The following is a 13,089-nucleotide window of genomic DNA, read 5'->3' as shown; positions in this document are numbered from 1 at the left end:
CTTGATTGCGCGGTTCATCGGATCACCGTCGCGCCGGCGGCAGGAACAGTGTTTGCGGCATCGTTCATCCCCTGAGCCTGCGCCTTCATGGCCGAGCTCATCAGCTGTTCGAACATCGAAGGCTGGGTCGCGGGCATCGCCTTGGCGCTGCCATTGGAAGCGATCGGAACGGCGGTAGTCGTCTTGCCGCGAGTGACGTTGACGGTCGGACCCCTGTGCTGGACAGGCTGGCCGCCAAAGATGTCGGCCGGGCTGGCCGTGTTGCCTGCGCGGACCGGGGTCTGCGAGGGAACCGTGCGGCGCTGGAAGCGCGACACATCGCCGCCCGTTACATAGGTGCCCCTGGCGTCGTCGGGACGGGCCATTGCGTCGCGCAGAAGCTTTTCTTCTTCTTCGGGCGTCGCATCGTCGGGGATGTTGACGTCACCCGAAGCGATAGCGCGTTCCAGTTCGGCCTGGTTGTCCGCGATCGAACGCAGCGACAGGCTGAGCGTGCCGATGGTCTGGGCGACAGCGATCTTTTCAGCGATCACCGGCGTCACTTCCAGCGTGACGGCGCGGAAGGGCTTTACGATGGTCGAGCCATCTTCGGCCTTTTCCTGCACTGTCGACTGGTCGGTGGCGAGGACACGAAGGTTACGAAGGATGGTTTCCGATGCTTTCAGGCTGCTGCCTTCCGCGCCTTCGACCGTCTGGGTCAGGACCATGTCCACCCGGTCACCCGGGAAAACGAAGCCTGCGACACCGGACTGGGCCGAAACCGGCACAGTGATGGCGCGCATGCCGGGCGAAAGAGCCGCAGCAAGGAACCCGCGGTCACCGGGCGCGACGAGCGAACCCTGGGTCACCGGTTCACCGGCAGTAACCGGATGGCGCACGACCGTACCAAGAAGCTTGGTCATGTCGGCTTCGCCATCGAGGAAGTAGGCGTCTTGCACCAGATCCTCGGGCCACTGCTGATAGCCGATTGCGTCGGCGGTGATGATCGTGCCGGCCGGCAGCGCGCGCAGCGCTACAAGCACCTTGGGCCCTTGTGCTTCGACCTGTGCGGCCTCCGCCTGAGGCGCCGAGGCGCCGGCAAACATGCTCCGTGCAACCAGCGCTGTACCGATCGCAATGACCAGCGCACCTACCAGCAGTACCAGCTTCTTCCTGTCCATGGCTATCTAGCCCCCTAGTATGGCCCGCTGAGAAATCCTTTTGCGGGCAAGTATGGTTTCAAGCCTTACGGCCGAATTGGTTAAGATCGGGTTTTCAACCCATTCCCGCCGCGGCCTGAGCCGTGACGAGCTGTTCGGTGCCAAGAACCCACAGGCCGGCTGCGGCGATGGCCAATCCGTAGGGAATGGCGATGCGGTCCTTGCGGCGCCGCATGATGTGGTAAGCGCCGAAAACGATGGTGAGCACGCCGCCGACGATGGCCATGATCACCACCAGCTTGAGAAACGGATACGGTGCGATCCACAGCGCCAGCGCGGTAAGCAGCTTCACATCGCCTCCGCCCATCTGGCGAATGGCGAAAAGCACGCAACACGCGGCGAACACCACGAAGGCAAAGCCGATCTGCATGGCGACGCCAGGCCATAGCGTGAGCCCGTTGGCCCACCACCAAAGCGGGGCGCCCAATGCGATGGCCGCATTCAGCTTGTTGCCGATCTGGCGGCTCTTGAGATCGGTGAACGCGGCAAAGACCAGCGCGATTGCCAACGCGCCGAGCAATACGTAGGTGAATTCGAAACCGGCCATGATGCCCCCAGAAATTCCTTCTGAGGGCAGTGCTACAGAACATGGCTTACCAAATGGTAACCATAAGGGACCGCGCAGAATCTTGGATCAGCCAGCCAACACACCTATCGACCGCCGCGTGATTCCGGCCGATGCGACCGAAAGCGTCTGGACGGCTGCCGATGGCCACCCGATCCGCCGGATCGACTGGACCGCCGGCGATCAACCGCGCGGCTCGATCCTGTTCCTGCCCGGTCGCGGCGATTTCTACGAAAAGTACCTCGAGACGCTGGAACATTGGCACCGGGACGGATGGCGCGTAACCGCATCCGACTGGCGCGGGCAGGCCGGATCGGGCCGGCTGGGTTCGGATGCGGTTACCGGCCACATCGGGGATTTTTCCCAATGGGTCGACGATCTGGCTGCGCTGTGGGCCGACTGGAAACAAGCAACGCCGGGGCCGCACATTCTGGCCGCGCATTCGATGGGCGGGCACATCGCCATGCGCGCGCTCATCGCCAGGCGAGTCGATCCCGACGCCGTCGTGCTGAGCGCGCCGATGCTGGGAATGTCGGGACCGCCGCTGCCGCTGCCGCTGCTCCATGGGGTGGCCAAACTGATGACGAAAATCGGGACACCCAGGCGACCTGCATGGAAATGGAGCGAAAAGCCGGGTGAAATTCCCGCCCGCCGCCGCGACCTGCTGAGCCATGACGACGACCGGTATTCCGACGAGCTGTGGTGGCGCGAAAAGCGTCCCGAACTCGTGATGGGGCCGGGAAGCTGGGGCTGGGTCGAACGGGCCTATGCCTCGACCCGTGCGCTCGAGGAAAAAGGGGCGATGGAAGCGGTGCGGACGCCGGTCCTGATCGTGTCCACGCTGAACGACAAGCTGGTCAGCCATCCGGCAAATGTGCGTGCGGCAAGCCGGCTGCCCAACGGCGAACTGGTCGAATTCGGCACCGAAGCGCACCACGAAATTCTGCGCGAAGTCGATCCGGTTCGTGACCGCGCGCTTGGCGCCGTGACCGAATTTCTCGATCGGGTTGCTCCGCGTCGGCCGTGACGATGCATGATTTTGCCATCGTCGGTGCCGGTATCGCCGGTGCCAGCCTGGCCGCCGAACTGGCGTCGGGCGGCGCGCGCGTGTTGCTGTTGGAGGCCGAAGACCGGCCCGGCTACCATTCGACCGGACGTTCGGCGGCGTTCTGGGAAGAATGCTATGGCGGCCCTGAAATCGTGCCGCTGACGCTGGCGTCCGGCCCCTACCTGCGTGACGGCGGATTTCTTTCCCCGCGCGGTGCCCTTTATATCGGGCGAGCGCAGGATGAGGCCGAACTCGATGCCTTCATGGAACGCTTTTCGGCCAGCGGCGCCACCATCGAACGGCTGGATCGCGATGGGTTGGAAAAACACCTGCCCGATCTGCGCCCGGAATGGACCGGCGCGATCTGGGAACCGGCTTGCGCGGATATCGACGTGGCTGGATTGCACGCGCATTATCTGGCGCTTGCCAGAAAGGGTCAGGTTACACTGGAATGCCGGGCGCGGCTGATGCGCGCCGAAAGGACGCAGGACCGGTGGGAACTGATTACCGAAAGCGGGGGAAGTTTTGCGGCCAAGGTCCTGGTCAACGCCGCCGGGGCATGGGCGGATCACGTCGCGCACATGGCCGGGGCGCAGCCCTTGGGAATCCAGCCGCTGCGGCGCACGGTGGTGCAGGTGCGCGTCGATCCCGCGCCCGCGGGTGACCTGCCGCTCGTGCTCGACATAGCAGGCAGCTTCTACTTCAAGCCGGAAAGCGGGCGGTTGTGGCTGAGCCCGCACGACGAGGAACCCAGCGTGCCCTGCGACGCCGCGCCGGAAGAACTGGCGGTGGCCGAAGCCGTGGCGCGCCTTGAACAGGTTACCGACCGGCGGGTCGTCGCGGTGGAACGCAAATGGGCAGGTTTACGCAGCTTCGCGCCCGACCGATGCCCCGTGTATGGCGCGGATCCCCGGCGCGAAGGGTTCGCGTGGTTCGCCGGGCAGGGCGGCTTCGGCATCCAGACTTCGCCCGCCGCCGCGCGCCTTGCGGCGCAGGTCCTTCTGGGCGCGGAGCGGGACGACATGACCCGCGATCTCGACGCAACGCTCTACGCGCCCGACCGCTTCGGCTAGCCATTGGCGCTGTAATTGTTACGGTAGCCTCCCAACCAACGTCAGAATGGGAGACGCGAAACCATGGCGCATCATTTCAAGATCAAGAAAAACAAGGCCGGCGAGTTCGTCGCCTACTTCATGTACAATTCGGAAACGATATTCTGGACCGAAGGATACAGTTCCAAGGCGAGCGCCAAGAACGCCATCGAATCCATCAAGAAGAATGGCCCCGGGGCCGAAACCGTCGACGAAAGCTGATCGCCGACCCGATCTAGACCTGGCTGGCGCCGATGCGATCCGCCTCGGCGCTGGCCAGCTGGTCGACCCGTTCGTTTTCGATGTGACCGGAATGGCCCTTTACCCAGTGCCAGTTTATCCGGTGGCGGGCCGACACGTCGATAAGTTCGTGCCACAAATCCTCGTTGCGCACGGGCTTCTTGCTGGCGTTGATCCAGCCACGTTTCTTCCACCCGTGAACCCACTTGGTGATCCCGTCGATCACGTATCGGCTGTCGGTATACAGATCGACTTCGCACGGTTCGATCAGGGCGTCCAACGCGCGTATCGCGGCCGTCATTTCCATGCGGTTGTTGGTGGTTTCCCGGTCGGCCCCGGAAAGTTCCTTTTCGTGCGTGCCCATGCGCAGCAGCGCGCCCCAGCCGCCCGGGCCGGGATTGCCCTTGCACGAACCGTCCGTGAATATCTCGATCTTCTTCATCGCGGTGGCCTCTAGCGTGGCAACGCCTTCAGGCGAAGGCCTCGCGTCCGTTTTCACCGTAGAAACGCCAGCGCCGGACGAAATCCATCGGGTCCTTGCGCGTCACCAGGGCGTCGGCCGGCGTGTCGATCCAGTCTTCGGTGCGGCTGGCAACAAACCGCAGGCACGCCCCTTGCGCCAGAACGGGCAGTTCTGCACGCTCGCGATCGGAAAGGGGGCGGACGGTTTCGTACCCCTCGATCAGCGCGCGCCCGACCGCCGCATCGTAGTGCGCGCCATCCTTTCCGAAAGCCCAGGCGGCGTGGGTCACGGCCAGGTCATAAGCCATGGCATCGGTGCAGGCGAAGTAGAAGTCGATCATCCCCGACACACGGTCCCCCAGCATCAGGACATTGTCCGGAAACAGATCCGAATGGATGATGGAAACCGGTAGATCGGAAGGCCATCTGCGGGCGACATCGCGGGCCATCCCGATGACGAGGGGCAAGTCCGGATCGATGGCTGCCAGCAAGGCTGGATCGGTTTGCGCCAGCGCGTTGGCGTTGAAGTGCACATCGAGCCCGTTTGCCCGACGGTGGCCGAACTCCAGCCCCGCAAGGTGAATTTGTGCCAGCGCGGCGCCCACTGCACGGGCCTGCCCGGGCGTCGGGACCGTCGGGGAAACGCCGGGCAGGAATTCGATCAGCGCGGCGGCCTTCCCGTCGACCATCCGATAGGCTGCACCATGCGAATCGTGGATCGTGCGCGGGACCGGGCACCCCGCATCGGAAAGATGATCCAGCAATCCAAGGAAGAACGGCAGATCCGACGTCTCGATCCGCCGTTCGTACATGGTCAGGATGAAGCGGCCCGTGGTGGTTTCAACCAGCCAGTTGGAATTGGAAACGCCTTCTGCAATTCCCTTGGCGGAAACCAGGGTCCCCACATCGTAGCTGGCGATCAGCCGCGCGAGCTCTTCCGCGCCGAGATGCGTGTAGACCGCCAATTTACTCGGTCAGCTGGCGGGGCAGTTTGAAGACCATGTTCTCTTCTGCGGCGGCGATGGTTTCTTCGGTTACCGTGCGCCATTCGGACAGCCGGTCGACCACTTCGCGAACCAGTGTTTCGGGGGCGGATGCCCCGGCGGTCAGGCCCACGGTACCCACGCCATCGAGCCAGCTCGGATCGATTTCGTCCGCCCGCTGGATAAGCCGCGAATCCGTGCCCAGTCGCTGCGCCACTTCGACCAACCGCAGCGAATTGGAAGAATTGGGCGCGCCGATCACCAGCACGAGATCGCAGCTGCTGGCGATCTTCTTTACCGCTGCCTGGCGGTTGCTGGTGGCGTAACAGATGTCTTCCGCCTTGGGCGCCACGATCTGCGGAAACCGCTTCTGGAGCGCCACGACGATTTCGTGGGTGTCATCGACCGACAGCGTGGTTTGCGTCAGGAAGGACAAATTATCCTCGGTCGTGAAAGGCAGATTGGCCACATCGTCGACCGTTTCGACCAGCGTTATCTGGCCGATTGGCACCTGCCCCATCGTACCAATCACTTCGGGATGCCCTTCGTGACCGATGAACAGGATATGCTGCCCCTTTTCGATCTGGCGTTCGGCCTGGCGATGCACCTTGCTTACCAGCGGGCAGGTGGCATCGACGTAAAGCAATTCGCGCCGTTCGGCTTCGGCCGGCACCGACTTGGGAACGCCGTGCGCGCTGAACACGACAGGCGCATCGTTGGGCACTTCGTCGAGTTCCTCGACAAAGATCGCGCCCTTTTCCTTCAGCGAATCGACGACGTAGCGGTTGTGCACGATTTCGTGGCGGACATAGACCGGCGCGCCATACTTCTGCAGGGCGCGTTCGACGATCTCGATGGCACGGTCCACTCCGGCGCAAAAGCCGCGCGGGGCCGCGATCAGGAGTTTGAGCGGAAGGCGCGTATCGCGGCTTGCGGGCGCATCGGTGGATGGAAAGGGGGCGTTCATGTCCCGCCCTCTAGCGCTTTCGTCCGACCCAAGCTAGGGCGTCTCGGCGGCCGCCGGGCCGGATGAATTCGAATTTCGTAAAGGGAATGATAGCCGCATGACCAGCCGTAACCGCCTCCTGTCCGTGTTTGCTCTCGGGCTCGCGCTCGCCGGATGCTCGCGGGAAGGCGAACTGGTCATCGACCAGGGCGTGGGTATCACAGCCGTCCGCACCGCCTGCCCCGCCGTCGGTATCCCTGACTATACCGGTGACATCACGACATTCCGCGCGCCCGGTTCGACCACGCTTGCCGATCTCGACGTGACAGCGGCGATCACGAATCTTCGTTCCACCTGCGACGACGGGGCCGAACGCGTCTACACGCAGGCCACCTTCGATGTGGTTGCACGCCGCGCCGATACGCGCGGTGCGCGCACGGTGACGCTGCCCTATTTTTCCACCGTTCTGCGCGGCGGCTCTCAGGTCGTCACCAAGCGCATCGGCCAGGTCACGCTGCAATTTGCCGATGGGCAGGAACGCGCGCAGGCCAGCGGCACTGCGGGCGCATACGTGAACCGGGCGGACGCCACGCTTCCGGCCGATATCCGCGAACAGATCACACGCCGCCGCAAGGCGGGCGATCCCGATGCCGCGCTCGATCCGCTGGCTGATCCGGCCGTGCGTGCCGCGGTGCAGCGCGCAACATTCGAGGTGCTGGTCGGCTTCCAGCTTACCGAAGCCCAGCTGCGTTATAACGCCACGCGTTAAAGCGTCCGCAAAACGGGCGATCCTCTTGCGATTCTGGCCCAATGGGTTAGTCGCGCGCCATGGCTGACATGCAGACTCTTCACGCCGCCTTTGCGGCCCGCATCGATGCGGTGTTGAACGCACTCGAACTGGAAGGTGTACTTCCGGCAGGCACCCCGCGCGATAACGTGGCGGTGGAGCCGCCGCGCGACCCGGCGCACGGCGATCTATCGACCAACGCCGCGATGGTTCTGGCCAAGCAGGCGAAGACCAATCCGCGCGCGCTGGCGGAAAAGATCGTCGACCATCTCAAGCGCGATCCCGACATCACCGATGCCGAAATCGCCGGGCCGGGATTTATCAACCTGCGCCTGTCGGGGGACACCTGGCTGCGCGAATTGCGCGCCATCGCTGCGCTGGGCGCCGATTACGGCCGTTCGTCCATGGGCGACAGTGTGACGGTCAATATCGAATATGTTTCGGCGAACCCCACGGGCCCGATGCATATGGGCCATTGCCGCGGCGCGGTGGTCGGCGATGCCCTGGCCGGGCTGCTCGAATTCGCGGGCCACGATGTGGTGCGCGAATATTATGTGAACGACGCTGGCGGGCAGGTCGATGTGCTCGCCCGGTCCGCGCACCTGCGCTACCGCGAGGCGCTGGGCGAGGATATCGGCGCCATTCCCGAGGGCCTGTATCCGGGCGATTACCTGAAGCCGGTCGGCGAACGGCTGGCGGAAGAATTCGGCGCGACGTACAAGGATGCTTCGGAAAGCGAGTGGCTGGTACTGTTCCGCACCCGCGCGGTCGCCGCCATGATGGACATGATCCGCGAAGACCTGGCGCTGCTCGGTATCCATCACGATCTGTTTTCGTCCGAGGCCGAACTGCAGGCCGCCGGAAAACCCGAAGCGGCCGAAGCATGGCTGCGCGAACACGGCTTCGTGTACGATGGCGTGCTGGAAGCGCCCAAGGGCAAGGCCCCGCCCGAAGACTGGGAACCGGTCGAACTTCCGCTGTTCCGATCGACCCGCTTCGGGGACGACCAGGACCGCCCGATCAAGAAGTCGGACGGCAAGTGGACCTATTTCGGGGCCGATCTCGCCTATCATCTGCAAAAGGCCGAAAAGGCCGATGCGCTGATCGATATCTGGGGCGCCGACCATGCCGGCACGGTCAAGCGTATCAAGGCGGCCGTCGCCGCCCTGTCCGAAGGCGAGGGCAAGGCCATCCCCTTCGATGTGAAGCTGGTCCAGATGGTCAAGCTGCTGCGCGACGGCGAACCGGTGAAGATGTCCAAGCGTTCGGGCACCTTTGTGACACTTGCCGACGTGGTGGAAGAAGTGGGCAAGGATGTGGTCCGGTTCACCATGCTCACGCGCAAGCCCGACGCGCAGATGGAGTTCGATTTCGCGAAGGTTGTCGAAGCCTCGAAAGACAACCCGGTCTTCTATCTCCAGTATGCCCACGCGCGCATCCGCTCCACGCTGCGCAAGGCCGGGGTTGCGCCGTCGGCCGATCACATAGACCGGTTGGGACCGGACGAGCTTGCCCTGGTCCGCGAAGCTGCCCAGTTCCCGCGCATGGTCGAAGCCGCCGCCAAGGCGCGCGAACCGCACCGCATTGCCTTTTTCCTTGGCTATCTGGCCGCTGCGTTCCACAGTTTCTGGAACGCAGGCAACGATGATCCGGCAAAGCGGATCATCCAGGAAAGCGATCCCGAATTGACCGCCGCGCGGCTTTACCTTGCGGACGGTATCGGACAGGTAATTCGCAACGGGCTCGCCATTCTTGGCGTCGAAGCGGTCGAGGAGATGTGATGATGGGGACTTCGCCTTACGACAGCGATCGCGAATGGGACGATAGCGATCAGCTCGATCTGGCCGAAGACGACAGTCTGCCCTGGCTCGACGCCGGGGAAGATGACGAGGCGGCCGGTGGCTTCGATGTGTCGCGGATGGTGATGCTGGGCGTTCTCGCGCTCGTGGCACTTGGCGTGGTGGTCGGCGGTATCTGGTTTGTCGCCAACACGGCTTCGGACGAACCGCCTGCCGATGGCAGCCTGATCGCGGCGCCCGAAGAACCTTACAAGACACGGCCCGACGACGAAGGCGGGAAGGTATTTCCCGGCACGGGCGACACCAGCTTTGCCGTGGGCGAAGGCCAGACGCGCGAAGGCCGCCTGGCGGACAAGCCGGCATCCGCCCAGCCGGCTGCGCCATCCATCGCGTCCACGATCGACGAAGCGCCGCGTGAAACCAAGGTCACGCCCACCAAGGTGCAACCGCAAGTGTCGGGCGTTCCCGTCCAGGTGGGGGCGTTCCCGCGCCGCGAAGACGCCGAAGCCGCCTGGGTTTCGCTCACTCGCCAGACCGAAGCGTTGAGCGGTGTACGCCACCGTGTGGTCGAGGCGCAGGTCGATATAGGCCGCGTCTATCGCCTGCAGGCCATGGCGGGCGATCGCGCATCGGCCAACCGCCTGTGCAATGCGTTGCAGACGGATGGGCTCGCCTGTTTCGTGAAATAGGCACAGCTGGCCGTGCTTTTCCCCACTTCGCGGGCGGCTTGCGCTTGCTAGACCTCGGCAAAAGCCGCATTTTCCCGTCATGACGCCCGCGATTTTCGGCATATCCGGCCTTGCGCTCACACCCGACGAACGCGCCTTCTTCAAGGAGGCCGATCCGGCGGGCTACATCCTGTTCGCGCGCAATTGCGAAACGCGCGAACAATTGCGCCGCCTGACGGACGATCTGCGCGAAATCCACGGGCGCGATCGCCTGATCGTGTCGATCGACCAGGAAGGTGGCCGCGTCGTGCGGATGAAGCCGCCCGAATGGCCGCGCTACCCCGCAGGCGAAGCGTTCGCAAAACTGTTCGAAATCGCCCCGGCGTCCGCGATAGAAGCGGCGCGCGTCAACGCCGAGGCGATGGCCCGCGAACTCGCGCTTGCCGGGATTTCGGTGGACTACCACGCGCCATTCGATGTGCGCCGCCCCGAAACGGACAACGTGATTGGCGACCGCGCCCTTGGCAGCGAGCCGATGCAGGTCGCCGCGCTTGGCCGCGCGGTGCTGGACGGCATGGGCAGGGCCGGTGTGGTCGGCTGCCTGAAACATATGCCGGGACATGGCCGGGCCACGGTCGACAGCCACAAGGAACTGCCGCGCGTCACGGCCACCGCCGAAGAACTCGCGGTGGATATCGAGCCTTTCCGCACCCTTCACGCCCACCCGCTGGGCATGAGCGCGCACATCGTATTCACCGCCTGGGATGCGCAGAACCCCGCCACCCTGTCGCAGACGGTCATCCGCGACATCATCCGCGGTGCCATCGGGTTCGACGGCCTTCTGCTGACCGATGACATCGACATGGAGGCGCTTGACGGCACGATCCCCGAACGTGCGGAACGGGCCATGGCCGCCGGGTGCGACATCGTCCTCAATTGCTGGGCGCGGATCGACGATATGGCCGGCATTGCGGATCGCTGCGGCACGCTGAGCGCCAAGGGTGCCGAGCGGTTGGAGCGGGTCCTCGCGATGATGGGAGATCCGGCCGACGCAATCGAGACGCGGGAACTGCTGGCCAAGCGCGACGCCCTGCTTGCTCTGGTCGAGGAAGCCGCGGCATGACCGCAGACGGCCTTCTTTTCAGCGATCCCGTCGTGGAGACGGACGAAGAATGGGACGGCATTGCCGGAGAGGCAAAGGTAGACGAAAACGCGCTCTACCTCGAACTCGACGGGTGGGAAGGGCCGCTTGATCTGCTGCTCGATCTGGCGCGGCGGCAAAAGGTCGACCTGCGATCGATTTCGATTCTTTCGCTGGTCGATCAATACCTTGGCTATATCGAACAGGCCGAGGCGCTGAAGCTGGAGCTGGCCGCCGATTACCTCGTGATGGCTGCATGGCTGGCCTATCTGAAATCCGCCATGCTGCTGCCCAAGGACGAGCAGGAAGACCCAAGCCCCGAAGAAATGGCCCTCCGGCTCCAGCTGCGTCTTCAACGGCTGGGCGCGATGCGCGACGCTTCGGGCCGCCTGATGGGCGGCAACCGGATTGGCCGCGATGTTTTCCTGCGCGGCAATCCGGAAGGGCTGGAGATCGCGCGCAAGAACCTGTGGCGATGCGACCAGTTCGCGCTGATCGAAGCGTATGGCAGGGTGAAGGCGCGCACCGCGCCGGCGATCCACATGGTCCGCGAACGGCCCGTGATGACGCTGGAAAGCGCGCTGGACCGTGTGTCGAACATGCTGGGCGTGACGCTGGACTGGATGGAACTGCGCGATTTCCTTCCGCCCCATGCCGAACCGCGCCTGCGCAAATCGGCGCTGGCATCCAGCTTCGTGGCGGCGCTCGAGCTTGCCCGGCTGGGCCGTGCCGAATTGCAGCAGGAAGAAACCTTCGGGCCGCTGCACCTTCGCCGGATGACCGCGCGTGGATGAACTGGGCCGCGCCATCGAAGCCGCCCTGTTCGCGGCGGAGGAACCGATGACGCCCGAAGCGTTGGCGGGTTTCCTCGGCGATGCCGCGGTCGGCGACGTTCGCGAAGCGCTGCGCGCGCTTGCCGCCGAATACGACAAGCGCGGTGTCCACCTCGTCGAGCGGGGCAAACGGTGGCATTTCGAAACCGCGCCCGATCTGGCGCATCTGTTGCGGCGCGAAAAGGAACAGGTGCGGCGGTTGAGCCGGGCAGCGACTGAAGTGCTTGCGATCATCGCCTATCACGAGCCGGTCAGCCGCGCCGAAATCGAATCGATTCGCGGCGTGCAGACTTCGGGAGGGACGCTCGACGTGCTGATGGAGGCAGGCTGGGTGAAGATTGCGGGTCGCCGTGAAGTGGCCGGGCGCCCCACGATCTACGCAACCACCGCCGATTTCCTCGACCATTTCGGGCTTGCGAGCCGCCGCGATCTCCCTGGAATCGCGGAATTGCGCGCCACGGGACTGCTCGACCCGGTCGACGATGCGTATGACGCCCTGATCGGCGAGGGCGACGAGGCGGAACCCGCAGATCGGGAAGCCGATAGCGAAGCGTGACTGGCATCGGCGCGCCGGTGAGCCTATATGTAAGCCTACAGCTACGAAGAAGGTATCCCCATGTCGCTCGGCCCCTGGCAGCTCATCATTATCGCCATCGTTATCCTCGTCCTGTTCGGGCGGGGCCGTATTTCCGAAATGATGGGTGATTTCGGCAAGGGTATCAAAAGCTTCAAGCAAGGCATGAACGAGGAAGATGCGCCCTCGAAACCTGCCGGTCGCATCGAAGGGCCAGGCCACGAAGCAAAGCCCGCCGAACAGGCAGCGCAGGATCCGCAGCCCGCGCCGCGCAGCGATACCCCCGACATGCGGGGCTAGGGGGCAAGTCCCATGTTCGACATCGGCGCCAGCGAACTGCTGGTGATTGTCATCGTGGCGATCCTTGTGATCGGCCCGAAAGACATGCCCAGGGCCCTGCGAACAGCGGGCCGCTGGATCGGCAAGATGCGCCGCATGTCCAACCACTTCCGCGCAGGCATGGACGAAATGGTCCGCCAGGCGGAAATCGAAGAAATGGAAGAAAAGTGGTCCCAGCGTAACAAAGAGATCATGGCCCGATACCCGGAAGGCTCGACGCCCGAAGGCGGAGCGCCGGACAATCTCCTGCCGCCGCAGATGGAAGCGCTGCACGATCCCGAAGCGCCCGTCGATGCGGACGCGGCAGCCGAAGCCGCGATAGCGCGCGCTGCGCCGGCCAAGGCCCCCGAGCACACGAACGAACCGCCGCTGCCACTGGACCCGCCGCCCGCACCGCCGGCCAAGGATAGCTGA

General features: G+C 64.3%; 16 protein-coding genes. 11 read left to right on the top strand and 5 right to left on the bottom strand.

What is annotated here, in order from left to right; genetic code table 11:
• Positions 1–14: 14 nt before the first annotated feature.
• Complete coding sequence (cpaB, locus tag VR863_RS09590) at positions 15–1,160, bottom strand: Flp pilus assembly protein CpaB (protein WP_324828244.1); 1,146 nt, start codon at positions 1,158–1,160, stop codon at positions 15–17.
• A 94-nt stretch (positions 1,161–1,254) separates the two neighbouring features.
• Entirely contained in the window at positions 1,255–1,746 is a 492-nt protein-coding gene (locus VR863_RS09585; protein WP_324828243.1) for an A24 family peptidase, read from the bottom strand.
• Between the two features lie 82 nt (positions 1,747–1,828).
• Here VR863_RS09585 and VR863_RS09580 point away from each other — a divergent pair, with 82 nt between their 5' ends.
• The 3 genes from VR863_RS09580 (at position 1,829) to VR863_RS09570 (ending at position 4,125) form a co-directional block, all read left to right on the top strand.
• Complete coding sequence (locus VR863_RS09580; protein WP_324828242.1) at positions 1,829–2,791, top strand: alpha/beta hydrolase; 963 nt, start codon at positions 1,829–1,831, stop codon at positions 2,789–2,791.
• Between the two features lie 2 nt (positions 2,792–2,793).
• Entirely contained in the window at positions 2,794–3,885 is a 1,092-nt protein-coding gene (locus tag VR863_RS09575; RefSeq protein ID WP_324828241.1) for an NAD(P)/FAD-dependent oxidoreductase, read from the top strand.
• A 63-nt stretch (positions 3,886–3,948) separates the two neighbouring features.
• Positions 3,949–4,125, top strand: a complete 177-nt coding sequence (locus VR863_RS09570; RefSeq protein WP_324828240.1) for a YegP family protein — start codon at positions 3,949–3,951, stop codon at positions 4,123–4,125.
• 13 nt (positions 4,126–4,138) lie between these two features.
• Here VR863_RS09570 and rnhA read toward each other — a convergent pair whose 3' ends face one another.
• From rnhA to ispH, 3 genes are read right to left on the bottom strand one after another with little or no spacing between them, the layout of a single operon-like run.
• A complete protein-coding gene (gene rnhA, locus VR863_RS09565; protein ID WP_324828239.1) occupies positions 4,139–4,585 on the bottom strand; it encodes a ribonuclease HI in 447 nt (148 codons plus the stop codon).
• Between the two features lie 28 nt (positions 4,586–4,613).
• Positions 4,614–5,570 (bottom strand): homoserine kinase, encoded by a 957-nt coding sequence (gene thrB, locus VR863_RS09560; RefSeq protein WP_324828238.1) that lies wholly within the window; start codon positions 5,568–5,570, stop codon positions 4,614–4,616.
• 1 nt (position 5,571) lies between these two features.
• Positions 5,572–6,555, bottom strand: a complete 984-nt coding sequence (ispH, locus tag VR863_RS09555) for a 4-hydroxy-3-methylbut-2-enyl diphosphate reductase (protein ID WP_324828237.1) — start codon at positions 6,553–6,555, stop codon at positions 5,572–5,574.
• A 97-nt stretch (positions 6,556–6,652) separates the two neighbouring features.
• Between ispH and VR863_RS09550 the strand changes: the two genes are divergently transcribed.
• The 8 genes from VR863_RS09550 to tatB all read left to right on the top strand — a co-directional run bounded on the left by VR863_RS09550 (position 6,653) and on the right by tatB (position 13,089).
• On the top strand, positions 6,653–7,303 hold the full coding sequence (locus tag VR863_RS09550; RefSeq protein WP_324828236.1) for a hypothetical protein: 651 nt from the start codon (positions 6,653–6,655) through the stop codon (positions 7,301–7,303).
• A 59-nt stretch (positions 7,304–7,362) separates the two neighbouring features.
• On the top strand, positions 7,363–9,102 hold the full coding sequence (argS, locus tag VR863_RS09545; protein ID WP_324828235.1) for an arginine--tRNA ligase: 1,740 nt from the start codon (positions 7,363–7,365) through the stop codon (positions 9,100–9,102).
• A 2-nt stretch (positions 9,103–9,104) separates the two neighbouring features.
• Positions 9,105–9,809 (top strand): SPOR domain-containing protein, encoded by a 705-nt coding sequence (locus tag VR863_RS09540; RefSeq protein WP_324828234.1) that lies wholly within the window; start codon positions 9,105–9,107, stop codon positions 9,807–9,809.
• Positions 9,810–9,888: 79 nt separating this feature from the next.
• Positions 9,889–10,911: a beta-N-acetylhexosaminidase gene (nagZ, locus tag VR863_RS09535; RefSeq protein ID WP_324828233.1), complete on the top strand. Its 1,023-nt coding sequence runs from the start codon at positions 9,889–9,891 to the stop codon at positions 10,909–10,911.
• Positions 10,908–11,723 carry a segregation and condensation protein A gene (locus VR863_RS09530; protein WP_324828232.1) on the top strand — a complete coding sequence of 272 codons (816 nt, stop codon included), beginning with the start codon at positions 10,908–10,910 and terminating at the stop codon, positions 11,721–11,723. Before nagZ ends, VR863_RS09530 begins: the two co-directional genes overlap by 4 nt.
• A complete protein-coding gene (gene scpB / locus VR863_RS09525) occupies positions 11,716–12,318 on the top strand; it encodes an SMC-Scp complex subunit ScpB (protein WP_324828231.1) in 603 nt (200 codons plus the stop codon). Before VR863_RS09530 ends, scpB begins: the two co-directional genes overlap by 8 nt.
• 60 nt (positions 12,319–12,378) lie before the next feature.
• Entirely contained in the window at positions 12,379–12,636 is a 258-nt protein-coding gene (gene tatA / locus VR863_RS09520) for a twin-arginine translocase TatA/TatE family subunit (RefSeq protein ID WP_324828230.1), read from the top strand.
• A 12-nt stretch (positions 12,637–12,648) separates the two neighbouring features.
• Positions 12,649–13,089 carry a Sec-independent protein translocase protein TatB gene (tatB, locus tag VR863_RS09515; RefSeq protein WP_324828229.1) on the top strand — a complete coding sequence of 147 codons (441 nt, stop codon included), beginning with the start codon at positions 12,649–12,651 and terminating at the stop codon, positions 13,087–13,089.

The sequence above is a fragment of the Qipengyuania zhejiangensis genome (genome assembly GCF_035607565.1).
GTDB classification, from domain to species: Bacteria; Pseudomonadota; Alphaproteobacteria; order Sphingomonadales; family Sphingomonadaceae; genus Qipengyuania; species Qipengyuania zhejiangensis.
The sequence above is the reverse complement of the archived record's forward strand: the minus strand, read 5'-3'. Positions and strand labels throughout refer to the sequence as shown.